Here is a 24640-nt window from a genome sequence, read left to right on the forward strand (position 1 = left end):
CTCCTTCTGAGGATGATCAACCCATCACCTGACAGGTTGACTTAGCAAGTTCGAAGATAGAGTTGCCAGGTTGACTTGTCAAGTGCGATTCCGCCCCAACGGCCGTCATCTTGGGGCTAGTTCAAGCGGTACGTGTCTTCGAGCTCCTGCCGATCGGCGGGGAGCAGCACGTCGGAAACCTGTAGCGCCTGGCCCGCGGCATCGAAGGCGGCCACCATAACGCTGAGGACGGGCACGCCGTCGGGCAGGCCGAGGAGCTCCGCTTCGCCGGCATCCGCCAGCCGGGCGGAGACCCTCTCCGTCACATGGTCGTAGCGGACTTTCTTCCGCCCCTCCAAGTGTTCCCGGATCCCGGCGCCCAACGGCTCGGAGCTCCCGAGGTCGGTGCCGTCGACCAGGCCGGCGGGGAAGTACGACGAGACGAGTTCGACCGCCTCCCCCTCGTCCTCGACCAGGAACCGGCGCATCAGGACTTCGGCGCGCTTGGGCAGCCCGAGCACCGAGGCGACGCGTGCCGGAACGGACACCCGGTCAACCGCGACCAGCCGCCCCGGAGTCTGCGACTCGTCACGCTCCAGCGTTTCCCGCCCGCGCCGACTCTTCTGCTCGACGACAGCCGGCCGACCCCGCACGATCGTGCCGAAGCCCTGCCGGGACTCCAGCCAGCCATCACGCTTCAGCAGTTCCAGAGCCCGGACGACGGTCGGCCGCGACATCCCGAACGCCTGAACCAACTGGTTCTCACTGGGCACCCGAGTGCCCGGGGCGTACGTGCCGTCCTCGATGCGGCTCTGGATCGTCTGGGCGAGGCGGACGTACTTGGGTGCCGCCACTTCATACGCCATGAACGCCGCCTGTCGAGATTGGCCAAGTCAACTGGTCAACCAGACTAGCGAGAAATCCTGTTGCGCAGTACTGCTGCGCGGCGGCCACCTCAGCTGTCGGGCCAGGCATCGGCCATCACGAAGGAGACGACCGTGCCACCGAAGCGACTGGGACCCGACCGCCAGGACTCCGCAATGGAATCGACGAGCAGCAAGCCGCGTCCATGCGCCTCATCGGCCCCAGGGCGCCGCAGCCGCACGTTCGCCGGATACCCCGGGTTGTGCACATCGACCCGGAGTGAGGCCCCCTCGCGGAACCACTCGATCTGAACGATCCACGGATCGTCCGAGTACCCGTGGACGATGGCGTTGGTCACCAGCTCGGAGACCATCAGTACGCAGTCGTCCACCGAGCAGGCCGGGTTGTACGGGGCGATGAACTTCCGGAACCAGCGCCGGGCCCGGGGCACGGACTCCGCGACGGGGTGCAAGGTCATCGCACCGAGCCGCGGCGAGTCCGCAGAGGGATGGCGGTCGATCAGGTAACTCATCCGCGTTCACTCCCTGCCGCTGCCGTCGCAATCGAGGCAGCGCCGTTTCGATGTGGGACGGACACGGTCATTGACGGTGGTGAGCGCCAGGGCCGTACGGGAGCCGACTCGCTTCCAACCGCGCCCGCGACATCCCCGGCAAGGTAAGTGCGCGCCTTGGTCCGGCCGCCGACTCGTCACACCGCGCCCCCTTCAGTAAGTGGCCTTAGCCACTTACTGGATAGTGGCATTGGCCACCTGTGAGACGCAAGCGGTTCGCCGAAACGACCAACCGTCGACTGTCAGGTGAGGGGGTACCCCTGCTCGAACGCCCACCGATGCGGCGGGTAGGTGGCCTCGGCGAACTCCAACGGCCGGTCCTGGAGGTCGAACACCACATGGTTCACGATCAAGACCGCGGACCCCGAGTCCAGTTGGAGGTCCTGCGACTCCTCTTCCGTCGCCGGTCGAGCGCACATCCGGTCCTCGGCGTAACTCCCCTGCCGTCCCGTCATGCTCTCGACGTACATCAGCGTCCCCTCCTGGATCCGCTCGGGCTCAAGGAGCTTGGGCGCCCGTTCTCCCACGTCGGGCGCGAACCACGAAGTGGACAAGGTGATGGGTCCGCTCTGATCGTTGGTCACGCGCCGGCGGTGCACGGCTCGCCGATCCTTCGTCAAGCCCAGCGCCTCAGCGACGTGATCCGGAGCGTCCAGCCAACCGGTCGAGGTGATGATCGCGTACTCGCCGGAGGTGTAGATCTTCCCCGTCTGCCGGGCCCTGCCGTACAACTCCCTGGCTCGCCGGTTGACTTCCAGGCTGCGTACATACGTTCCGGACCCCTGCCGCTTCTCGACGAGCCCTTGATGACTCAAAGCCTCCAAGGACCGTGCGGCTGTCGGCCTGGAAACCTTCCAGGTGGAAGCCAACTGCCGTTCCGACGGGACCTCGTCCCCTGGCCGCAGGTCACCTCGAAGGATTTGATCGCGGATGTAGTGGGCGATCTGGAGATACTTCGGCTGCGCTTCCTCGATCTGAGGCATGTCCCCTCCTCCTCAAGTGGCTATGGCCTCTGGCCACTATAGGGTGACTGGTCAATTACCGAACCCGTAGTGTTGGGGCATGACGCGGTTGATCGTCGCAGCAGGAGGAGGGGGCGACGCTGTCGCCGCCGCAATGCTTGACGCCGCTCTGTACGGCGGTGAGGAAGGCCGGGCGGTGATCCTCACGTATGCGTGGGATCGCCTACTGATCGACCCAGTTCCGGGCCCCCGAGGGCCCGACAACTTCTCGGGCCTCGAACCCGTGACACCCGCGGTCTGGTCGGTACCGGCCGCAGCCCGCCCGATCCCGCCGGCGGGATCCACGCTCCCCCGACTGGCGGCAGAGCTCCCGCACACGTTCGCCTTGATCGACCCTCACCACGGCGCCGCGGGCATTGCACGCCAACTGGACGAACTGGTGGACCACTTCCGCCCAAGCTCGATCGATCTTCTCGACGTCGGCGGCGACATCCTCGCGCGAGGCGATGAGCCGACCCTCAAAAGCCCGCTCGGAGACGCCCTGACACTGGCGGCATGCTCCCAGCTGTCCACCCCCGTGCGACTGCTGGTCGCCGGCCCAGGCCTGGACGGCGAACTCCCACTCGACGACCTGCGCAGCTTGCTCGGTCCCCTCGTCCACAGGTTCACCGCACAGGACACGGAGTCGATCAGCTCGGTCCTGGAATGGCACCCCTCCGAGGCAACCGGGATGCTCGCCGCCACGTCGCGAGGAGTCCGAGGCACCTGCGAAGTCCGGGACGCCGGACTCCCCATCCCGCTCACGGACGAGGGCCCCACGGTCCACGAACTCGACCTGGACGACGCGCTGAGCCGAAACGATCTGGCCCGCGCCATCCTGTCAACGAACACCCTGGACGAGGCCGAGGCACTCAGCCGAGAGATCTGCGGCTACTCGGAGATCGACTACGAACGCAACAAAGCGGCATGGCTCAAGGACCAGCCGGCGGTCACGCTGGATCCCGACACGGTACTCTCCCAGCTCGACGAGTTCGAGTACGAGGCCCTGGGTCGCGGGGTCAGCCATACGACGTTCCGCCGGCTAACTGAGGTACTGAACCTCAGCGGGTCACAACGTGGCGATCTGCGCCGACTGCTGATCAGCAACAACCCGGAGCGATACGCAGCACCTCTGTGGCGAATTGCATGAGGAACGACCAAGTGCCTCCTTCCGCCGCTGATCTACCCGACCCACAACGAACACTCGCCCAAACCACGCGCGCAGGACAGACCGGCATGGCAGCGACAGGAAGATCCAGGAGACCGCCCAGGCCGCTGAGCGAGCTGGTCAATGTCTATGACGTCCTGGAGGAGGTACGGCTGCGCCCCGGCATGTGGGTCCGTCGCAGCTCGCTGCAACATCTGGACTCCATCCTGACCGGGTACCACGTCGCCCTGGAGATCCACGGGGTGGACGAAGAGTTCGACTTCGTGCACACCGGTCCCTTCGCCCAATGGCTGTGGAAGCGGTTGGGCATGGCGTATCCCAGCGCCCTGGGCTGGGCAGTTGAGATCGAGCGGGCCGCGGAAGCAGCCGACGTGCCCGCGATGGACCTGTTCTTCGACCTGCTGGACGAGTTCCGAGCCGCCCACCACGGCACCCTGCCTTCAGCAGCGCAAGCGCATCAAGCGTCTCCCGAGGCCGAGCAACCTCACGCCACCGAGTGAGTTACAACCTTCTCTACTGGTTCAAGGCGGCTCGCTCCGCTCCCCGCGCGCGGCACGGCCTCCGGCCGGGCCTGCGCTCCTGCCTACGTCCCGCTCCAGCCCGGCCAGCGCCCGTGCCGCGCACAGGCGAATGAGCCGAGAACCTGAGGCGAGTCAGTTGAGGTCAAGGCGTTGCCTCCGGCGGGGGATCGGCCGGCACCGGGAGGCGGGGGCTCCGTCGCCGACTGCAGCCCCGTAGGGGTGCGCGAGGGTGCTCCCGTCCCGCCCCCCGTCGACCCAGGCAAAGCCAAGCGGGCGCGGCCCAGGGCGTCAAGGTCGTTCGTGCAGTGGCGCGCTCCACCTTGACGCCCTGAACCACGCCCGCTTCACGGTGTGTGGGTCGACGGCGGACGGGACGGGAGCTGCAGCGGGTGATGAGCTGAGCAGGTTCTTCAAGATCCTGGCGCAGGGAACTTTTTAAATAGGAGTGCGGAACGGCGAACTCTTGCCGATACTACAGAGTGGAACTACCGCACTTCAGAAACAGGGGGGGAAAGTGGCGAAGAAGAGTCGCAGGCCGCTGCCAAAGAGGCTGGCTGATCACAAGTGGGTGGGAAAGAATCTAATTCCACCTATGATCCAACACGGGGCCATCTTGACCGATTGGGTGCGAGATGATTTCCCCGACCTTTTGTGGATAGCTCTGCTTATCGAACAAGAGGGTGACGACGGCGCGCGCCTCTTTTCTTCACTACAGCAAGAGTGGCTTGAGCAGACATGCGATGCAGAATATTCATCCGAACTAGACGGAAGGCTGTCTTCCCTGGAGAGGATGCCAGCTCCCGCGCGAAACGATTTCCTGAACCTGATTTCACGTCACGACAGAGCGCGAATGGTGCCAAAGGCCCTGCACACGATTGCCGCGTGGTACCCAGACATGCCAGGTCGATGGGCCTTTGCCGAGATTGGCGCCCCGAGTGCCAGCGACTTGGACGAGATGCTGGACACGCTTGTCCGCGCCCTATTGCTGTGCCTTGGCCGGCACGGAAAGGCACTTGCGGTGACAGCGCCCCTAGGCTGGCTCTTGCTCAGCGGGAGACTGCACCTCCAAGAGAGCCAAATTTCGATTCTTTCCTCATACCCGAGCGATCCGGCAAGCCGACCAATGGCCGAGGCAATTCTTACCTCTATGTACGGCGCCACCAAGGGGCTCGCGGAGGTCGATGAAGACGCGCCTCGCGCCGAGAGCGGCTGGGCAGCCAGCTTCTGGAATGCGAACTGGGAACTCACGCCGTGCATGACTGGCGATAGCCCTCCAGCCACTATGGAGCAAGACGATGTTACGTCAGCACAGGACGCGGCACTCGATCAGGTTAATGAACTTTGGAATGAGTTCATGGAAATCGCCTTCTCAAATGGAGTGAGCCTGTATCGACCTGCACAACACGAAGTGGTGTGCGCGTTGGGGATTAGAGCAATTAGGGGCGTATATGCGATGACTCGAAGCCCGCTACTGTGGGGCGGAGAACACGGCTCCGCCATTCTTCGATCGCTAGTTGAAACGGAAATACTCATCACCTGGCTCGATCATAAGAATGAATCCGAGCTCTACGAAAAGTTTATCGCATACGGACAGGGCAAGCAAAAACTAATGCGAGCCCACATAGAAGAGGCGATGAGTGAAAAAGACGGGGAAGGAAATGAAAAGCTGTCAGCTCTGGCGTCATTCCTGGATGGTCGCATAGGCGGCCAAGGAGCGGAAATGATGATGGAGGTTAGCGTTCATCCGTCTTTCGCCGGGGGATCTGTCAACACACGGTCAATGGCAGAAGACGTTGGAATGCAGGATCTCTACAGTCGGGTATTCCAGCCTCTGAGCGCGTCCGTACATGGCGAGTGGTCGGCGCTCGACAACTATGTTGTAGACAGGTGCATGAACCCACTGCATCGGTTTCACCGAATCCCAGTACAGTACCTGACACCGATACTGAGTCGAGATACCCTGACAGCTGCCATAAGCAGTTTGAAGCGTGTGCTTGATGCAGCCACGATCTCTCTGTCAGATGATTCGAGTATTGATGAACGTGGCTGAGGATCGACACCATCGCCCTTACGTCATCTCGCCCGCTGACGGCTTCTGAATTCTCGACGCCGATCGCGTGATGGTCGAGATGTTCTCGGCAGAGCTGAACATTGGACCGCAGAACCTAATTCAGTGCAGCGGCATCGCCAACGGCTGGGCTGACCTTGCCAGAGACGGCCGTTCGGCGCGGAGGATCATTGACTGAGTGGTTGACGTCCTTGCGCCAGAGGCGGCTGACTAGGGTTGTTGATTCCATGCACGAAAATAACGCTCATCTGGATAGGTGAAATCACACCATGACTCACGAACAAATGAACGACGATCAGCTCCCGGTTGCCTACGAGCCAAACTTTGAGGAACTAGAAAAGACAACCAGCGAAGCACCTTACATGGAAGCTGCTTTTTATCTCCTCCGTGAGGCGACGCATTGGCTAACTATTTTGGCTGGCCTGAAGCCACCGTCACCGCTGAAACGGAATGACGCGATTCTACGCGGACTCCTGGTCCGTGTATGCAAACTGTTGCGCCTGATGCTTCGTGAGCTGCACAGCAAGGAAACATTTCAGCAATTGAGTGTAAATCGGGACACTATCGAGACTCTTGCGACGCTCGCCTACCTGATTGGCGACGACGGCTCGGGCATCCGCTTCGACCAATACGTAATGAACAGCCTGATCGCTGAGCGCGAACTTCTTCAGGATATCCAGAAGAACGTTAAGGCTCGAAATGATGAGGTATGGCCCATCGAAGAGCGGATGAAACGCTCGATCGCTGCCACAGCAATGGCGGCCGGCATCGACGACGTATCGGAACTGCCGGGTCGCGCGAAGGTTGGCTACCCCTCGGCCGAGGAACGCATCAAACTGCTAGGCCCCAACGTTTACCTCGGTTATCGCATGGGCTCTGTTGAGACACATGGCGACTGGAACGACTTGTACCGAAACCACCTGACTTTCGAAGATGGCGAATTTTTGCCGAACTTGAGTAGCTACGAGGTTCGACCCCAGGCGCCCCTTGGCCTCGTTCAGCTCACAATGACGGTGATGCTGAAAAATCTCGATTCCCTCGTTCTCGACAGGGAGGCATCTCAATATTTCAGGCCGCTCCTTGAGAGCCTCGTACGTCGCGCCAGTGAGGTGGACGGCCTCCATGAGCACTTCCTTGCCTCGTAGCTGGTGGCCTCGTGCTGTCCAGGCGAGACGATCAGGGTCGAAAGATCTGTCGCAATCTGTGGCGGTGAGCGGACCGACCGGAGGAACCGTCGGAAGACTGGCTGCTGCACTGATATTCCGTTGACATCTAAGGCTGACATCAACGAGACCGCACGGCGAAATACAACAACAGGCTTGGACGGCCGTCTGACCAGCCGGCGAAGACACCAGGGGCGAGCCTAGATCGAACTCCTAAAGCGGGTGTTCGGCCAGCAGTATCGGGGAATTAGCGTGGGTCAGGTGACGACGCTGTCCGGCCACCGTCGCCACCGGCGGTCTGGATAAGGAAAAGGTGGGCTGCGCGGCGTAGAAGACGCTCGAAATCGCCGACCAGGGCGTGGAGATTACTGGTCGTGGTGCCATCGAGGAGGCGAGAGGTTCCAGTCTGCGCTACGTCACCGTGCATCTCGACGTTGCGGCGTCTATAAGCACCTTCGATCAGCTGCTCAACATACTGATCCTCTGCAGCCAGATGAGGGTCACCACTCAGGAGAGCCTTCGCGCCAGCCACGAGGTGCTCACGCTTCTCCCGACTCCGCGAAAGGCCGCGGTGTTGGATGAACAAGGACTCCGCGGTGATGCACAAGTCGATAAGCCTGTCCTCAGGCACGGCTCGGCCACCCGCCATGATCAGGCGGCGCAGGGCATTGAGTAGAAACTTCTTGCTCTGGACGCCCGGCTTACCCAGCAGGTCATACACCTCACCCAGGCTTCCCAAGGCCGCAGCGTCGACAAGGAGAGTTGGTCGGTCCTCAACCGGATGGTGGACCTCGGTGAGGCGGGATGAGGCATGCGGCTGAGCATCAAAATCTTCGCGACTCTGCATGCACATCGGGCGACCGTAGGTGACTGAGCCGCCGCACACGATGCGCAGGGCGATGAGCATGCGGTCGACCGCAGCCCCGAATGGCGAAGATGCCCCTGCCTCCGGGTGCTGGTTGTGACCGCTGTGTACCGGTAGATCGCGTTCAAGTACGAGGGCATTCTGATGAAATCGGGAAAGGTTCAGTGAGTTAGTGCCGCTGAGCTGGGCGATGGGAATACCCATCACCCGCAGCGCTTCGGACACTTCCCCGTCGGTCATCGGCCGTATGGTAAGGCCATCAGGCAACGGGGCACCCGACACAGCCTGGGACATGTCGAACCCGAGAAGGGGGACGTACTCGACCAGGCGCACAGTCTTAGCGAACAGCCCGGCTTCCATAGTTGCATAGGCAGCCTCGAAGGCGGCGCTGTCGAAGCGATAGGCACGGGCCGCCTCCACCACAGGAGTGAGCAGATACCGAACCACGACATCGTCTAGCCTCCGGAGCACGAGGCTGGACGGGTAACCGACCAAGGTGTCTACCCGGCTCCGAAGCACCTCGTGATCCCGAATGACCTCGCGCAGGACGTCGTAGGCCGGGAAGCGATGCCACCACTCCCGTGAGGAGAACTCGTTCGGCCACCACCACTGTTCGCGTTCTTCCGCCAAGAAGATTTCCTGCTGGCAGCGCCGCCAGTTGCGGTAGTCGCGTTGCAGGCCGAACTGCGGCGCGGATGCCGTCTCGGCCAGCTCGGCAAGCACCGCCATGACCAAGTCTTCGGCAGCACGGTGCAGCGGCTCGTGGGTAGTGGGCATCAGCGGCCTCTCAAGGCGAGGACCGGCCTGGTCCAGCAGGGCCCGCCAGCAGGCGAACAGATGAGTATGCCCGAACTCGTTGGCCTGAGGATGGCCATTTTCGCAAACGTGGGTCCACGCTTGAGGCAGCGACCAGAAGTCCCTGACGGTTGTTCGTCACTGGTCTCCAGTCCCCGAGGGGTCACATCATGGCCTATTCGTTTTGCGTCCCTCACAATGTCTGATCATGGAGTGGCTCTCACTTACGATCACCCTCGTCACGGCGTCGGTTGCCTCGGGGCTCGCGATCTGGCAGGTGCGGACGCAGCGCGTGCGCCAGGTCGAGGACTTCTACGTTGCTCGCTACTGGTCGTTGCTTGACAAGCTGTCGCCCCGCACGCTTCGCGGCATAGGCACACCCGCACTCACCGAGCAGGAGGAAATGGCGATCCGTCTGTACTTCCGTCTCAGTGAGGACGAAGCTGACTTGCGGGCTCAGGGGTGGGTTTCCGACGACACATGGCGGGACTGGAGCGGCGCCATCTCTGCACAGATGCGCCGGCCGCCGTTCGACCGCATTTGGGCCGAAACTTGTGAGGACTCAGCGGCTGGGCGCGACTACGAGTTCAGGCACCTGCGCCAGCTGTGGGACGACGCCAGTTATGACCCCGCGCCAACTGGGTCCTTTCGAAGGCGCTTGCGTCGGACTCCGTGGCGACGGCCGCGGCCGACAGAGCCGCAACGGTAGTCGCTGTAGCTGTGCCCTCCCCGCACCACAACGGCACCAGATCGAGCGGGGAACAACGGGCAACCACGGTGAAAGCAGCCGAGGCTGGCACAGCAGCGCTTGGGCTGTTCGCGCCCAGGTCAGCACTCTAACCAGCCTCAAAAGTTCACAGCTTTCCAAGCTGAGTTCACGAGTTCGATTCCCGTTACCTACTCCACGGCAAACCCTCTGGTCATCAACCTGGGGGTTGTTTGGCTCTACCCTAATTGGCAGGCGGAGCGCTCTTCTAGCGCGCTCGCTTTGGCCTTGGTGTGCCTTTCGTGATGCGTGGAGGACGCTTAGCGTTCGGATGGATTGTGCGCTGAAGGGCTGTCGCAGGCCGCAGGGAGTGTAGGACGGCTGTCAGAGCTTTGTCGATCGGCCCGATGTGTCCGTCATATAGGACATCGAGGAGACCTTGGGTCGCCTCGTCGTACAAGAAGACGACGCCGCGTGGTAGGCCCAGCTGGTGTTTTTTCGCGCGCAGGTAGTCACGAGCTCTCTTTTTGACACTCGCAGTGGCCTCAGCGGTCGTGCGAGTGATCCAGACGAAGAGCCATCCTTCGGCGGGATCGAGAGAGGCCGTGATCGGGATGGTGAGACTTCGACCCTGCCCTCGCGAAATGGGATTGCTGAGAAATTGCTCGCCGAAGTGTGCGAATCGGTGCTGGACGTCTGAGTCCGCGGAAAGCAGGGTCGCACCGATGCTGAGCCAACCGGTGACATTACGTTTCTGTAGTTCGTCAATGAGGGGTGCGACCGGAGAAGTAGTCATCGTAGGTTTGGGTGCGGGCGGGACATTAGCGTCGGAATGCCGAATGGTGTGAAACCACTGGTCGAGTGCGTCGGTGCGACTGGTCAGAATGACTGGCCTCTGTGCGCGGTAGCGGCGCTGTTCAGACGTGGATGGTTCGGGCAGGAACGGGAATGCGACACGTACTTGTGCCGGATCTGGTTCGACCCACAAGCCCGCCTCGAAGAAGTACAAAAACAAGTCCAGTTCGTCTGCCGCACTGAACATGACGGTGACATCGGGAGTACGGCGTCGCCGAAGGTAGAGAAGGAACTCGGCCGGTCGTGCGACGAGCTCGGTGATCAACTCAAGGTCGTGCAGTGACACCGTCCATGGGATGTTGTCCACGCTGAGTATGCCAGCTCGCACCAACTCCGCGGTGGCCGTCAGGACGGTCGAAAGGTCGTCGAGGCTGACCGCGACGGTGTGAATTTCCCGAATATGGCTGAGGTCAACCCATCCTTCGCCTTCGATGCGGAGACCTCCGTCGCGCTCGATCACGTCCCGCATCCGCCCTGCCTGCTCTGCGGCCTTCGTGATGATGCCGGTCAGGTCGGTGCGGATCCGCGTCTTTTTGCCGCCGCGAGACAGAACACTCAGTGCGACGGCCTTGTCCTCGACGATGATCGCGACGTCGTCGAGGAGCACGAGGTGATCGCCCTCGACGCGTTTGGTGTACCTCGATGGGTCAGCTTCCGTCGCCTCGGTCTCGTTAGCGGGAACGTAGTACTCGAATGCGTCCCGGTAATGGGCGCCCGGGAGCACGCGACCCAGTGCAGTCCGGGTACGCATCTCAAGGAGATCGCCGCGGTGTTTCGCGTACTTACTCCATGTTTTCGACGCCTTAAGGTGCTCCTCAAGGTTTTCCCGGACTGCGGACACGTGCAACGCAGGGTGGGGCAGGACAACGCGGTCGTTGGCGCAAACGATGAGCGGCCGGGCACGCAGTGGGTTCTTGCCGGTGCTGAACGCATCGACGACCTGGACGGGTGTGGCTTCCGCGAGGTCCAGACGGAACCGTTCGATGACAGCTCTGACCCGGCCCTCCGGGATACCGGTGTGCGAGGCGATGTCTGCGACCGAGACTGTGACATCGCTGGCTTCGGGTTCGAACATCGTCATGAGGCTGGACCGTGCGCGTTCCATCAGGGCGTTGTCAGTCCGTCCAGCTTCCGTGGCCGCCATCGCCTGCAGCATCGTGCTCCGCATTGCATCTATGCGGTGATTCATGGCGATTTCCTGAAGACCGTGACACGCGTTGAGAACCGCAAGGGCATCGGTTGCGTCGAAGCCGAGCTCAGCAAGGAGAGCATTTCGGACGTTCGGGTCTCCGTCGAGGAGCGCGCCGTTAGTTGCTTCGACCATCTCCGGGTAGGACGAGTTTCGCATCCATACCTCGCCACCCTGAATGAGCAAGGACACGAGGGAGAGCTTGTCGGTCGGATCCGCAGACGCGAAGGAGCGCAACTGCGCCAAGTGAAGAAGCCTGTCGAGCTCGCTCAGCGCTTCCGATACGAACTGACTCATCTCTTGATCTCCGACCGTTGCCCGCTCAGAGGCGACGCCGGTTGCTACTTCCTGTTGAGCTGCGAGAGCCAACAAAGCAAGCAGCTCAAGCCTTGACGCGGATGCGTCCGGGGTAATCGGAGCCACCGATCCGGTAGGGGCCATCGGCAGGGACGCCAGACGAGCAACTTCGATGAGACGGATTGGGTCGAACCGTTGCACCTTCGTGACGAACTCGGCGACCGCGCTATCGAGTGCAGCGTCGGCCGCCGCCTCAGGATCGTCGGTCGCCCCCATCCGCACCATCAGCTTCACCAGCGAGGCCCAGGTGTCGACCATCACCTCAGCATGCGGGTCGAACGCCGGCGTCCCTGGAACTGCCCGGCGCTGTCTCTTCTTTCGCGCTTCATGACGCTTGGTCTTCGAGGCCACAGAGTGACCTCACCACATCCTGGGACAGTCGGCCATTGAATTGACACACGACGACTGCCGCACCTGCCGTGTGGTCTGGGGATGCTCCAACTGGCATGTCTGGTGGAAGTGGGGCTGACAGTCCGACGGCCGAGCTGGAACCGTGTCCTCACCCGGATCTGATGGACGGCTGACATCTACAGCTGACATCAACGATGCTGGACGGAGACGTACACCAGCGTCCCTGTGCGGCCGATATGCCAGTCATCGGCCATCCGGAACGGGCTCGGACCGAACTCCTAAAGCGGTGCTCTGGCATTAGCCTCGAAGTTTCGTGACGGTCCGCCGACGGAGTCGGTGGACCGTTTTTGTGTCGTGGGCTGAGGCTGTGCAGGCTGAGGGCCCGAGTGTCGCCTCGGGGTGGCGTCGGGTTCCACTGCTCCGGGTGTTGATGTGCTGTCGTAGGGACGGGGAATCCGCTGGTCAGCCTGGTTCGGGCAGTTGGTTGAGGCGGTCGAGGGCTGCGGTGATGAGGGCGGTCCAGGGCCAGGCCCGGGCCAGGCGGAGGATTCGCCGACGGCCGGTGGTCAGGAGTTGTCCGGCCGCGGTGAACAAGCGGAGCCGCAGGCGGCGGGGCTCCCAGAGGCGAGCCTTGCCGGTCAGGGCGAGCATGGGCATCCAGGCCAGCAGGTCGAGAGCGATCTGCACGATCTCCAGCCAGATCCGGTTCTGGGCCGTGCGGTGCAGGGGCAGGTTGCGCAGGCCGGTGGCCCGGGCGGCACGGATGCGGTCCTCGGCCCGGGCCCGCAGCCGGTGACGGAGCTCGAGTTCGGCGATCGGCCGGCCCAGGGTGTTGGTGGCGAAACAGGTCAGTCGCATGCCGTCCGCATCCGTGAGCCGCAACTGGGCCCCGGGGTGCGGTCGTTCTTTCCTGACGATCAGCCGCATGCCCTTGGGCCAGCCGTCCAGGACGTCACCGGTGAGCTCGGCGACCCAGGCGCCGTCGCGGATCTCACCGACCGCCTCGACGGCCGCCGTCCAGGCCGATGCCGGAACCCTCAGCACATGCTGGTGAACCTGCTCGGTGATCACCATGCCGACCGAGTAGGACAGCCACCGCCCCCGCTGAGCGAGCCAGGCGACGAAGTCGTGGGTGCCGCCCGCGGAGTCGGTGCGGATCAGGGTCCGGCGCCCGCGCCGGTACTTCTTCGGCAATTGGGCCAAGGCCAGTTGGGTGGCGGTGATGTGGTCAGCCGCCGTGTTCGATCCCGCGTTGCCCGGTCTGAGCAGGGCCGCGACCGGTTCACCGGTGCCGCCCTGGCCGTGGTCGACGAACCCCATCAGCGGGTGGTGGCCGTAGGTTCGCTTCCACGTGGGTGCGGCGTCCTCCTTGTCGGAGTGCGCGATCACCAGCACCCCGTCGAGGTCGACGGTCACCGTCCCGCCCGCGTCAGGCGCTTCCCGGCCGGCCAACCGCCAGACGTGTCGGCGGACTTCGGCCCGCGCGGAACGGATGGTCTGAAGAGCTCGGTCGCCAAAAGAGGCGAGGGTGTCGATCAGGCGGGAGACCGTCGGGTCGGAGGCCACCGGCCCGAACACGGCCGGCTCGGCCCGCAGCATGGCGACATCCGCGAGGCAGTCCCCGCCCAGCGCCACCGCCAGCGCGACGTCCAGCAGGATCTTCCCCGGATCGTGCAACGCCCGCGGCTTCCGCCACGGTGTCAGCGCCGCTGATATCGCGGTGTCCAAGCCGGCCTTGCGGACGGTCTCGACCAGCAGCACGCCACCGGCCTGCGAGACCACCGCCCGGCCGCCGCCCTCGATGCGGACACGCGGGTACGACCCGATACGCTTCTTCACCTGGAGAGTGCTTCTTTCCGTGCAGCCAACAGGACCCTAGACAAGTCCCATCGTTGCAGGTCAGGAGCACTCTCCGCTTATTTGATCAAGACCCGGACACCCCACCTCGTGAAAGCGCGAGGCTAGGCCGTAGCCGTCTTGGCAGGAACACAGGCCATGTGACCCTTGACCCGATCGGCTGCGTTAGAGGGCGGTTTGAGTCTCCCGGACCGCCCTCGCAGCGCGATGACACGGACCGCTATGAATTGTCTCCGTCCTCTTCCAGCGCCTTTGCGATCTTCGCGTTGGCCGCTTCCTCGTGACCGTCGATACATCCGTGATAGCGCCGGTGGATCACCTCGGGCGCGTTGCCGACCCGCCGGGCTACCTCAGCGATCGGTACCCCGGCGTTCAGCCATCGCGTGATGCAGGCGTGTCGCAGGTCGTAGGGGCCGCCGGCCAGCGGCGAGTCGACACACTCAGGCGGGAGCGCACTGCCGCGCTTCTTCCCACACCCGCCAGTAGGTGGATGAGCCGACCACTCCCCCGCGCTCGTTGCCGAGGACGCAGGCTTCCTTGGCCGTGCCGAACGCGTCCGGGTGCGCCCGCAGGATGGCCACCAAGACGGGCGGGATGGGGAAGCGTAGCAAGGGCCGCCAGTAACGGGCTGTCTTCGCTCTCAACGCGCAGGAGCGCCACCCCGAGGCCGAGGCAGGCGCCCGCGAGACCCTGGCCGCCCATCCTGAACCGGACCGGCTGAGTCTGACATTGCGACTCGGCCTGGCCCGCAGCGTCAACGGCCAAGCCCGCCACGAGGAAGCCCTTGCCGAGGCGGAACGCGCCCGTGAACTGCGCCGCAGCCTGACCGCGGAAGAGAGCCGCTCAGAGACCGGCGCCATCGAACTGGCCGTAGCCACCGCCCTCCTGGGACTACACCGCGGCACCGAAGCCGGCCTTCAGGCCACAGCCGCTCACGATGCCTGCCTGGCCTCATTCGGTCCCGACCATCACCGCACAGTCGAGGCTCAGGCTCTGCTCGACCGAATCGACGGCACTTCACCGGATCCGCACCGCCACTCCGAACAGGGGTGTCGTCGGGGTCCAACTGTCCGGTTATGGTCCTCATCTACACAAACAGCCCGGTCAGCTCAGAGGGGTGGTGTCCGGGCTGCCCGGTCGTCATAGACGGCTGTGACACTCACGCGGGCGGGTCGAGCTTGTGCCGGCAGAGGACAGCCGTAGTCGGCCTCGCCGGCTCTCGCCCTGGTGTCTCTCGGTGTTCTTCCCTGTCACGGACCGCGCGCGGAGTCGGACCGGGTCAGGGTAAGGATCAGTGGCTGTGGACGATCGCCCTTGACCGGCCCGCCCGGTGAGGTGGTTCGGTTCGGGGGCGGATGTCGTGGGCTAGTTGTCGGCGTTGAAGACGAAGAGGGGCTTGGCGCCGCGGGCGGCTGTTTCGGCGAGGGCGGTGGCTTCGGCGAAGCTTTCGAGGGGGAACGGTCGGCCCTCGGGGATGGTCAGTACTCCATCGGTGACGAGCGTGCGCACCTCGGCCAGCGCGTCCAGCACATCCTCGGGTGAGGCGGTGCCGAACCAGCGGTTCAGCCAGAAGCCACGGACCGCTTTGGTCTCGTAGATGACCGAGCGTGCCTGCAACGGGATCGTCAGGGCCGCCGGTTCGGTCTGCCGGTGGGTCGAGAGCGCGCCGTAGACCACGAGTTCTCCTCCCGGGGCCAGTGCCTGGGACACCTGGGCGCCCACCTGGCCCGCGACACAGTCGATGGCCTTGTACACGCCGTCCGGTCCCGCGATCTCAGCCACCCGCTGCGACAGGTCCTCGTCCTCGGTGCAGATGACCTCGTCGCCGCCGAGCGCCTTGATCTCCTCGACGGCGTCGCGCCGCCGCACCACATTGATCGTGCGGATGCCCAGGTGCCTGGCCAGTTGAATGACGAGCCGGCCGACGGTGGAGCCCGCGGCCGTCTGCAGCAGCCATTGGCCCGGCTGTACGTCGAGTTCGCGGGTCACCAGGAGCAGGGCGGTCAGCGGGTTGACGCCGAGTTGGCAGGCGTCGGAGTCGCTCAGGCGGTCGGGGACCGGCAGGAGCCTGCGGGTGTCGGCGACCAGGTATTCCTGCCATGTGCCGGCGACGGGCGGCCCGGGTACCGCCGGGATCGCCACGTTCACCACGCGCTCACCGATCCTCAGCCCCTTGGTGTCCGGACCGAGGGCCTCGATGTGGCCCACGCACTCCATGTGCCCCCCGACCGTGGGGAACTCGGCGGAGAATCCGTAGCGGCCACGCAGCACGTGCAGATCGCTGGCGTGAACCGGAGTCGCCTTCACCCGGATCAGAGCCTGACCGGCACCCGGCGTGGGAACGGGCCGGGATTCCAGCCGCAGGACGTCGTTCGGCTCGCCGACCTTCTCGGCTACGAGCGCGCGCATCGATGAGGGAATGGGCATGAGATCTCTCCTTTGGCCGCGCTCGGCGTCGGCCGACGGGGCGGCGAAATACCGCGTGTACCGGGTTCCGGCAGACGGGGCCGCCGGCGGCGGACGGTGTCCGGCCGGGTGGGGTGGGGTGGTGGTCCGTGCGCTGCCGTGCCGGGTCCCCGCTGCCCGGATACGTCGGCGTCGTCCTGTCGGTCATGTGCCGGCCGTTCTGGTGGGGACCCGGCTCCTACGAGCAGCCCTGACGGATGGGATGAAATAACCGTAACACCTTTGCCTATTTCGGTACGCGGATGCGACAACCCTCGCATGTTTGTTCGGTTTAGTGGGAAACTGCCTCGCCGCAGGCTCATGGGGTGGGCAGGTGTGCCAGGAAGTCCAGGAGTTCCTGGTTGACCTCGTCGGGGCGTTCCTGCTGGGTCCAGTGGCCGCAGCCGCGCAGGATCACGCCGCGCCACGGGTGCCGTACCGCCTCCTCCACCGCGCTCAGCGTGCCCTCGCGGCCGCGCAGGCCGACGACCATGTCGCGGTCTCCGCCGATGTACAGAGCGGGCACCACGATCCGGCGGCCGCGGAAGGCCGCGAGCAGTTCCCAGTCGCGCTCGATGTTCCGGTACCAGGCGAGGCCGCCGGTGAAGGCACGGGCGCCGTGGCGGGCGTAGTCACGCGCGAAGACGTCGATGTCGTCCTGGGTGAGCCAGTCCGGCAGTCGCGTCGGCTCCGGCATCAGGTCCAGGAGGGTGCCCCCGCTGGGCACCACCCATGGGCCGGGCGGGTCGCTGGACGGGCTGTCCCCCGAGGCGCCGTAGAGCATCCGGCGGAACGTGGTCACCGGGTCCCGGGCCAGTACCGCGTCGGCGACCCCGGGTTCCTGGAAGCCGACCTGGTAGAAGCCGTCGCCGTACCTCTCGCGTGTGACCGACGGCGGAGTCATCCCTCCGGGCAGTACCGGCGGAACGCTCAGGCCCGCCACCGCGCGCACGACGTCCGGGCGCAGCATCGCCGTCACCCAGGCGACGGGAGCTCCCCAATCGTGGCCGACCAGGACCACGCTCTCCTCGCCGAGCGCGTGGACCAAGCCGATGACGTCGCCGGCGAGATGGAGCACGCTGTACGCCTCGACGGCTTCCGGCTGCTCGCTGCGGGCGTAGCCGCGCTGGTCGGGGGCGACGACGCGATATCCCGCCGCGGCCAGCGGGCCGAACTGATGCCGCCACGAGTACCAGCTCTCGGGGAATCCGTGCAGCAGCAGGACCAGGGGCCCCTCCCCCTGCTCGGCGATGTGCAGCCTGACGCCGTTGACCCTCACGAACCTGTGCTGGACCGTGTCCGACATGCCACCTCCAGGGGAGATCAGATCACCGGGCTGAGGGCATGAGGCGGCGGGAGCCGCGGTGGCCCCTGTGCGGTCGGCCGGAGTGCTCAGCAGGGCGGGACATGACCCGACTGGCATGACCTGGCCCGGCTCAGCTCGCCGTGTGTCGGCGTCACGCCGAGCGCTTGCGGGCCGCCGTCTTCTTCGCGGCCGTCTTCCCCGCGGCCGTCTTGGCCGTCGATTTGGCCGTCGCGCCGGCCGTTGTCCTGGCGGTCGCGGTCGGCTTGGCCGGCTCCTTCGCCGTCGTCTTCTTGGCCGTGGCCCTCGTGGCCGTGGACTTCGTGCTCGCCGTCTTCTTCGTGCCCTGCGAGGACTTCGCCGTCGACTTCTTCCCCCCGGTCTGCTTCGGCTCGGCCCGGGCCGGCCGGCGCGCGGTCGCGAGGTTCCTGACCTCCGCCCCGGCCGCCTCTTTCGCCCCCGCTGCCTCCTCCGCCTCTCCGCCCCTCGACGCCTGCGCCGCCCGCACGCTCTTCTCCAGTGCCGCCATCAGGTCCAGGACCTTGCCGCTCGCCGCCGGTTCCGGGCTCTGCGGCGGAGCCTCGCCGGCCGCCTTCGCGGCGATGACCTGTTCGAGGGCCTCGCGGTACTCGTCGTGCAGATCCTCCATGTCGACCTCGCCCAGCGTGTCCATGAGGGCGTCGGCGAGGTCGAGTTCCTTGTCGCTGACGGTGACCCCGGCGTCGGGGGCGACGCCTTCGGGGGCACGCACCTCGTCGGGCCAGAGCAGGCCGTGCAGCGCGATGGCGTCCTCCACGACCCGCAGCATGCCCAGCCGCTCACGGCCACGCAGGGCGAACTTGGCGATGGCCACCTTCTGGCTGCGCTTCAACGCCTCGCGCAGCAGGGTGTACGGCTTGGCGGCCGGGACGCCGCTCGCGGCGAGGTAGTACGCGCTGTCCATGTGCAGCGGGTCGATCCGGTCCGCCGGGACGAAGGCCACGATCTCGATCGTCCGCGCCGTCGGGATCGGCAGGCGGGACAGGTCGTCGTCGGTGATCGGGATGATCGTGCCGTCCGCGTCCTCATACCCCTTGCCGATCTCCGCCGAGGTGACCTCGCGTTCGTCCAGCTCGCAGACCTTGCGGTAGCGGATACGGCCGCCGTCCTCGGTGTGGATCTGGCGGAAGGAGATCGAGTGGCTCTCGGTGGCGTTCACGAGCTTGATGGGGATGCTGACCAGGCCGAACGAGATGGCGCCGTTCCATATGGATCGCACGTGCCGCGTCCTTTCCAGCTCTCGGACACTTTTGTCACGAAAAGGGCGTTGTTCGTGGGATTCTCATCGTATGACGCCAATCACGGAGGTGGAGGGGCGACGGGTCGCGCTCAGCAACCTCGACAAGGTGCTGTATCCGGCGTCCGGCTTCACCAAGGGCGAGGTACTGCACTACTACGCGACCACCGCCGAGGTGCTCCTGCCCCATCTGCGGGACCGGCCGGCCTCCTTCCTGCGGTATCCCGACGGGCCCGAAGGCCAGGTCTTCTTCACCAAGAACGTGCCGCCCGGTACGCCCGACTGGGTCACCACCGCCGAGGTGCCCCGGTCGGAGGGGCCCGCCCGGATGGTGCTCGTGCAGGATCTGGCCGCCCTGATGTGGGCCGCCAACCTCGTCACCGAGTTCCACACGCCCCAGTGGGTCGTACGGGAGCCCGAGATCGCCGACCGGATCGTGTTCGATCTCGATCCGGGAGCGCCGGCCACCGTCGTCGAGTGCTGCGAGGTCGCGCTGTGGCTGCGGGAGCGGCTGGCGGCCGACGGCGTCGAGGCGTACGCCAAGACGTCCGGGTCGAAGGGGCTGCATCTGCTGGCGGCGGTGCGCGGGGCGTCGTCCGAGCGGGTGTCGGAGTACGCCAAGGAGCTCGCCGTCGAAGCGGAGCGGGCGCTACCGCGGCTGGTCGTCCACCGGATGACGCGCAGCCTGCGGCCCGGGAAGGTGTTCGTCGATTGGAGCCAGAACGCGGCGCGCAAGACGACCGCGGCTCCCTACACGCTGCGGGCACGGGCGGAGCCGCTGGTGTCGGCGCCCGTGACCTGGGGTGAGGTCGAGGAGTGCGGGGCTCCCGCGCAGCTGGCGTTCCTCGCGGGGGACATCGCTCCTCGCGTGCAGGACTACGGCGATCTGCTCGCCCCGGTCCTCGATCCGGACCGGGCCGGCCCACTGCCCTGACCGATCCGGCCCGGTCCGGTTCGCTCCGGTCCGGCCCCGTACCGGTGCGCTCCGGTCCAGTCCGCCCCTGTCCCGTACCGGTCACTCCCATCCGGTCCAGTCCGGCTCACCGCAGTCCGGCTCACCGCAGTCCGGTCCAGCCCGGTCCCCTCAGCCCCTCACGCCCCCGTCCTCACACCCTCACGCCCTCCCCCAAGTCCGCCGGTCCCGGGCCATCGCGTGCAGGGCCTCCACGTCCGCCGGCTTGAGTACGCCGCCCTGGCGCGACAGCTCCGTCAGGTCGGTGTCCGTCAGGACGCGGATCTCGCGGGGCGGGGCCGTGCGGCGCAGGCCGGCCGGTCCCACCAGGGCCAGCACCGGGTGGACCTCGGCGGTCAGGGCGTGGGACGCGCGGTCGGCGTCGGCGCGGACGCGGCGCAGCAGGGGCTCCGGATCGCGCCGGCCCAGCGTGACCATGGGGTCGGCGACGAGCACCCGCTGCTTGCGGGCGTACAGCGCGTGGACCGCGAACAGCCCAGCGGGGCCGATGACCAGATGGTGGACCCGGTCGCCGCCGGGCAGCGGGACGGAGTGCAGGGTGTGCCAGCCGGCGCCGTCGAGGCGGTCCAGGGCCTGTCCGACGGTCTGTTCCGCCTCCAGGGCACGGCGGCGCGGGTCGGGGCGCAGCCGACGGGACGGGCCCGGGTCGCGGTCGAGGGCCACCAGGAGGGCCTCGCCGGGGCGGTTCGGGGCGAGGTCGTCGTCCGGGTGGAGGGAGAGCCGGGCCAGCTCGGCGGGGGTGGGGACCGGGGGCGGCCCCACCGCGACCGGGCCGGTCAGGAAGGGTCCGAGGACGTCGAGCACGTCCTCTCTGCGGTCCTCGCTGAGCAGATTGACCCGGGCCGCCTCACGGTCGTACCAGGCGATGTTCCGGCCGTCCCGGAGGCAGACGTACAGCCGCTCCCGGCCGTGCCTCCAGGTCGGTACGACGCGCAGTCCGCTCATGCACCATCACCCCTCGACCATGGGAACAGGCGGGGTGCTCCAGGGGCAAGAACCCGGCTACCTTTGGAAGGAGTTGGCCCGGCGGTTGGGGAGGGCGCTGTTGCGGACCCGGAGCAAGCAACCCGACGTACCCGCACCGCAGAGCCCGTGGAGCGAGATCGTGCCGGGGCTGTGGATGGGCGGGCACGAGTTCCGGGGCCGTTCCGGGCAGCTGGAGTTCGCGGTCGTACGGGACGAGTTCGATCTCGTACAGACGCTGCTGCGGCTGCCGGGGCACGGGCCTGACGCGTCGGTCGAACACCACGTGTGGCCGATTCCCGACGGTCCGCTGGACGGGACGCAGCTCGCGGGGGTGATCCGGCTGGCGCAGGCCGCGAGTGAGGCGCTGGACGAGGGCCGCCGGGTCCTGGCCCGCTGCTACCACGGCTACAACCGCTCGGGGCTCGTCGTCGCGCAGACGCTGGTGCGGCGGGGGCACTCGGCCGACGAGGCGATACGGCTGATACGGTCCCGGCGCTCCCCTTGGGCGCTGCACAACGAGCTGTTCGTCGAATATCTGCGGGCCGGCCTGTCGACGGCCCGGCTGCTGGAGGAGCTCGCCGAGTAGCGGGCGGGGCGGTCCGGGTACGCTCCGAACACGCCACCGAGTGCGCAAAAACGAACTTTCGGATCAACAAGGTGTACGGGGCCCGCCGTCCCGAACCACAGGAGTCCTGTGCCCCTCAGTCGACCCACGCGTACCGCTCTCGCCGCCGTCGCCGCCGTCCTGTCGGTGACGGTCACGGGCTGCGGCGACGTGGGCGGGCTGCGCGGCGCCGGAGCGACCCCGACGGCGAACAGTCCGCTGCGGCTCTGGCCGAATCTGCCCCCCGCGTCGTCGCCCGCGTTCGATTTCGACGAGGCGGATTCGAAGGTCGTGAAGGGGGTGTCCGTACCGGACGACGACATCCGCCGGGTGAACCCGGTGACCATCGTCCAGGCGGAGATCGCCGCCGATCCGAGCGACTACCAGGGTGCCAAGGCGCGCTACCGCCAGACGGCGAGCCGGATCGCCGACTGCGACACGGGTGCCGGCGGTGACGGCTCGGCCGGGTGTCCCGTCCTGGAGCCGTACTACCGGGATCTGACCGGCGACGGGCACGACGACCTGACGCTGGGCTTCCGGCTGCTGCCCGGCGAGCTGACCGCCGTCCGCGTCTACACCGTGGAGAAGCACCGCCTGGTGCAGGTCATGTCCTACGAGGACGCCCTGAGCGGGGTCGAGCTGGCCGGGCGGTCCGTGATCGTCCGCTCCCCCTCGGAGGTCGCGGGGTACGAGTACCGCCTCCAGTGGACCTGGGACGCGGAGCAGAACGCGATGCTGCTGACGCACGACGAGATGCTCCGCACCGGCGGCGGAAAGACCCGGCCCTCGCCCCTGTCCTCGTCACCCTCCGCGGCCTCGCCCTCCGCCTCCCCCTCGGCGAGCGCGCGATGAGCCTGGCGAGCGCGCTGCGGCTGCCGCGGTGGGCCGGGACCCTGGCGGTGAAGGCGGCGCTGTTCATCATCGTGATGTGCTGCGCGCTCGCCGCGCTGCTCAGCATCCTCGTGCACGTCCAGGTGACCGACCAGACCGTCGGCCAGGCGCGCGACCTCGCGCTGGCCCGGCTGACGGACGCGACCCAGGCCTACGAGGCCGGGGACACGCTGATGCCGGGCGCCGGGGTCGACCCCGCGGGACTGCCCGCGTCGCTGCGGGCGCTGGCGGTGGGCGGCAGACGCGGCACGATGGTCGCCGACCACGCCGGCCGCCCCTCGATGTGGGCGGCGGGGCCCGCCGACGGCGGGCGGGCGCTGGCCGTCGAGGTCGACTACGCGCAGCAGGCGCGGACCATCGCGGGCCTGGACCGGGCGATCCTGTGGTCGTCGGGGCTGGCGATCGGGGCGACCGTGCTGGTGGGGGCGTTCGCGGTGACACGGGTGGCCCGGCGGCTGCACGCCACGGCGCGGGTGGCCCGGCGGATCAGCGCGGGCGACCTGGACGCGCGCGTGGACGATCCCCGGACGAAGGACCCGACACGGCCGCAGGACGAGGTGGCCGCGGTGGCCGTGGCGCTGGACACCATGGCGTCGACGTTGCAGAGCAAGCTGCTGAGCGAACAGCGGTTCACCGCGGACGTGGCGCACGAGTTGCGCACTCCGTTGACGGGGCTGCACGCGGCGGCCGAGCTGCTGCCGCCCGGCCGGCCGACGGAGCTGGTGCGCGACCGGGTCGCCGCGCTGCGCACGCTCACCGAGGATCTGCTGGAGATCTCCCGGCTGGACACCGGCCGGGAACGGCAGGAGGTGGACACCGAGGCGCTGGGCGCGCTGGCCGAACGGGTCGTGCGCGGCTCCGGTACGGACACCGAGGTCAGGGTCGTGCGGGACGCGCGCGTGGAGACCGACCGGCGACGGCTGGAGCGGGTGCTGGGCAACCTCGTCGCGAACGGAGACCGGCACGGGCGGGCGCCGGTGGTGCTGACCGTGGACGGTCCGGTGGTCACCGTGCGGGACCACGGCGACGGCTATCCGGACTACCTCGTGGCACACGGCCCGCAGCGGTTCCGTACGGAGGGCGGCGCCAGGGGCCACGGGCTCGGCCTGACCATCGCGCTGGGCCAGTCGGAGGTACTGGGCGCCCGGCTGGAGTTCAGCAACGCGCCGGACGGCGGGGCGGTGGCCCGGCTGACGCTTCCTCAGTCCCCTTCGGCGCAGGGCACGGACGCCGGCCCCGGGTGCGCGGGCCCCGCGTAGACCGCTCGGACCGCACCACCCCTCGTACGGCTCATGGCCCTCCCGCCTCTTCCGTCCTTCCCGTCCCTCCCCGATGGCGCAGCACGGCGGGCGTCGGTGTCGCGCCGCTCCTAATGTGGCGATTAGTCAGCTTCGCTCTTTTCCGGAGGTGCCTCCGATGTCCGTGCGTTCCCCCCTCGCCCGTCTCGCCATAGCGACCGCCGGCGGCCTTCTCGCCGCCTTCGCCACCGTGACGCCCGCCGTCGCCATGACGCCCGCCGTCCCGGGCGGCGACCCGGCGGGTGACGATCCGGGTCTCAGCCGGCAGAACGCCGGCGTCTCCCGGTCGGAGGTCGTCGACCCGTGGGTCGACCCCGGCGCCCAGGGCGATTCCCTCCGCTACACCGGTGTCGTCACCGCCCACGGCGGTCTGCTGCTGCGCAGCCGGCCGGACCGCGGCGGCCAGGTCATCGGGCGGGCCGCCGAGGGCGCGATCGTCTCGATCTTCTGCAAGTACGGGGGCGAGACGGTGGACGGCAATCCGCTCTGGTACCTCCTCACGGACGGCACGTGGGCGTGGGGCGCGGCCCGCTACATCGACAACATCGGACCCGCGCCGCGCTGGTGCTGATTC

Annotated in this window: 20 protein-coding genes and 1 pseudogene; 10 read left to right on the plus strand and 11 right to left on the minus strand. The window is 66.6% G+C overall.

Features of this window, described 5'->3' with window-relative positions; genetic code table 11:
• Positions 1–116: 116 nt before the first annotated feature.
• The 3 genes from ACWCQK_RS21135 to ACWCQK_RS21145 all read right to left on the minus strand — a co-directional run bounded on the left by ACWCQK_RS21135 (position 117) and on the right by ACWCQK_RS21145 (position 2397).
• The gene (locus ACWCQK_RS21135; RefSeq protein WP_451156980.1) at positions 117–845 is read right to left on the minus strand and encodes a GntR family transcriptional regulator; all 729 of its coding nucleotides are present in this window, start codon (positions 843–845) and stop codon (positions 117–119) included.
• Between the two features lie 89 nt (positions 846–934).
• Entirely contained in the window at positions 935–1375 is a 441-nt protein-coding gene (locus ACWCQK_RS21140; protein ID WP_451156982.1) for an ATP-binding protein, read from the minus strand.
• 281 nt (positions 1376–1656) lie between these two features.
• Positions 1657–2397 carry a GntR family transcriptional regulator gene (locus ACWCQK_RS21145; protein ID WP_351726424.1) on the minus strand — a complete coding sequence of 247 codons (741 nt, stop codon included), beginning with the start codon at positions 2395–2397 and terminating at the stop codon, positions 1657–1659.
• Positions 2398–2476: 79 nt separating this feature from the next.
• Between ACWCQK_RS21145 and ACWCQK_RS21150 the strand changes: the two genes are divergently transcribed.
• From ACWCQK_RS21150 to ACWCQK_RS21165, 4 genes are all read left to right on the plus strand, one after another.
• The gene (locus tag ACWCQK_RS21150) at positions 2477–3565 is read left to right on the plus strand and encodes a DUF1152 domain-containing protein (RefSeq protein WP_451156984.1); all 1089 of its coding nucleotides are present in this window, start codon (positions 2477–2479) and stop codon (positions 3563–3565) included.
• Positions 3566–3651: 86 nt separating this feature from the next.
• Positions 3652–4083 carry a hypothetical protein gene (locus ACWCQK_RS21155; RefSeq protein WP_451156986.1) on the plus strand — a complete coding sequence of 144 codons (432 nt, stop codon included), beginning with the start codon at positions 3652–3654 and terminating at the stop codon, positions 4081–4083.
• Between the two features lie 613 nt (positions 4084–4696).
• A complete protein-coding gene (locus tag ACWCQK_RS21160) occupies positions 4697–6154 on the plus strand; it encodes a DUF5677 domain-containing protein (protein ID WP_451156988.1) in 1458 nt (485 codons plus the stop codon).
• Between the two features lie 287 nt (positions 6155–6441).
• Entirely contained in the window at positions 6442–7317 is an 876-nt protein-coding gene (locus ACWCQK_RS21165) for a DUF5677 domain-containing protein (protein ID WP_451156990.1), read from the plus strand.
• Between the two features lie 265 nt (positions 7318–7582).
• Here the strand turns inward: ACWCQK_RS21165 and ACWCQK_RS21170 are convergent, their stop codons facing one another.
• Positions 7583–8977, minus strand: coding sequence for a hypothetical protein (locus ACWCQK_RS21170; protein ID WP_451156992.1), 1395 nt, complete (start codon positions 8975–8977; stop codon positions 7583–7585).
• 226 nt (positions 8978–9203) lie between these two features.
• Here ACWCQK_RS21170 and ACWCQK_RS21175 point away from each other — a divergent pair, with 226 nt between their 5' ends.
• Complete coding sequence (locus ACWCQK_RS21175; RefSeq protein ID WP_451156994.1) at positions 9204–9704, plus strand: hypothetical protein; 501 nt, start codon at positions 9204–9206, stop codon at positions 9702–9704.
• A gap of 265 nt (positions 9705–9969) precedes the next feature.
• Here ACWCQK_RS21175 and ACWCQK_RS21180 read toward each other — a convergent pair whose 3' ends face one another.
• From ACWCQK_RS21180 to ku, 6 genes and pseudogenes are all read right to left on the minus strand, one after another.
• Positions 9970–12453 carry a preprotein translocase subunit SecA gene (locus ACWCQK_RS21180; protein ID WP_451156996.1) on the minus strand — a complete coding sequence of 828 codons (2484 nt, stop codon included), beginning with the start codon at positions 12451–12453 and terminating at the stop codon, positions 9970–9972.
• Positions 12454–12915: 462 nt separating this feature from the next.
• Entirely contained in the window at positions 12916–14292 is a 1377-nt protein-coding gene (locus ACWCQK_RS21185; protein ID WP_451156998.1) for an IS1380 family transposase, read from the minus strand.
• A 238-nt stretch (positions 14293–14530) separates the two neighbouring features.
• Positions 14531–14909, minus strand: a pseudogene (locus ACWCQK_RS21190) (tyrosine-type recombinase/integrase); the annotation flags it as partial.
• A gap of 766 nt (positions 14910–15675) precedes the next feature.
• Positions 15676–16737: a zinc-dependent alcohol dehydrogenase family protein gene (locus ACWCQK_RS21195; RefSeq protein ID WP_451157000.1), complete on the minus strand. Its 1062-nt coding sequence runs from the start codon at positions 16735–16737 to the stop codon at positions 15676–15678.
• 337 nt (positions 16738–17074) lie between these two features.
• Entirely contained in the window at positions 17075–18061 is a 987-nt protein-coding gene (locus tag ACWCQK_RS21200) for an alpha/beta fold hydrolase (protein ID WP_451157002.1), read from the minus strand.
• A gap of 151 nt (positions 18062–18212) precedes the next feature.
• Positions 18213–19316, minus strand: coding sequence for a non-homologous end joining protein Ku (gene ku, locus ACWCQK_RS21205; protein ID WP_451157004.1), 1104 nt, complete (start codon positions 19314–19316; stop codon positions 18213–18215).
• Between the two features lie 70 nt (positions 19317–19386).
• Here ku and ligD point away from each other — a divergent pair, with 70 nt between their 5' ends.
• Entirely contained in the window at positions 19387–20268 is an 882-nt protein-coding gene (gene ligD / locus ACWCQK_RS21210) for a non-homologous end-joining DNA ligase (RefSeq protein WP_451157006.1), read from the plus strand.
• Positions 20269–20448: 180 nt separating this feature from the next.
• Here ligD and ACWCQK_RS21215 read toward each other — a convergent pair whose 3' ends face one another.
• Positions 20449–21252 carry a nuclease-related domain-containing protein gene (locus ACWCQK_RS21215; protein ID WP_451157008.1) on the minus strand — a complete coding sequence of 268 codons (804 nt, stop codon included), beginning with the start codon at positions 21250–21252 and terminating at the stop codon, positions 20449–20451.
• Positions 21253–21352: 100 nt separating this feature from the next.
• On the opposite strand from ACWCQK_RS21215, the gene ACWCQK_RS21220 reads away from it, so the two are divergent.
• From ACWCQK_RS21220 to ACWCQK_RS21235, 4 genes are all read left to right on the plus strand, one after another.
• Positions 21353–21859, plus strand: coding sequence for a protein-tyrosine phosphatase family protein (locus tag ACWCQK_RS21220; protein WP_451157010.1), 507 nt, complete (start codon positions 21353–21355; stop codon positions 21857–21859).
• 108 nt (positions 21860–21967) lie between these two features.
• Positions 21968–22729 (plus strand): hypothetical protein, encoded by a 762-nt coding sequence (locus tag ACWCQK_RS21225; protein ID WP_451157012.1) that lies wholly within the window; start codon positions 21968–21970, stop codon positions 22727–22729.
• A complete protein-coding gene (locus ACWCQK_RS21230) occupies positions 22726–24027 on the plus strand; it encodes an ATP-binding protein (protein WP_451157014.1) in 1302 nt (433 codons plus the stop codon). The genes ACWCQK_RS21225 and ACWCQK_RS21230 overlap by 4 nt, the downstream gene beginning before the upstream one ends.
• Positions 24028–24184: 157 nt before the next feature.
• A complete protein-coding gene (locus tag ACWCQK_RS21235; protein WP_451157016.1) occupies positions 24185–24637 on the plus strand; it encodes an SH3 domain-containing protein in 453 nt (150 codons plus the stop codon).
• Positions 24638–24640 lie beyond the last annotated feature (3 nt).

Source organism: Streptomyces sp. NPDC002306 (assembly GCF_053593435.1).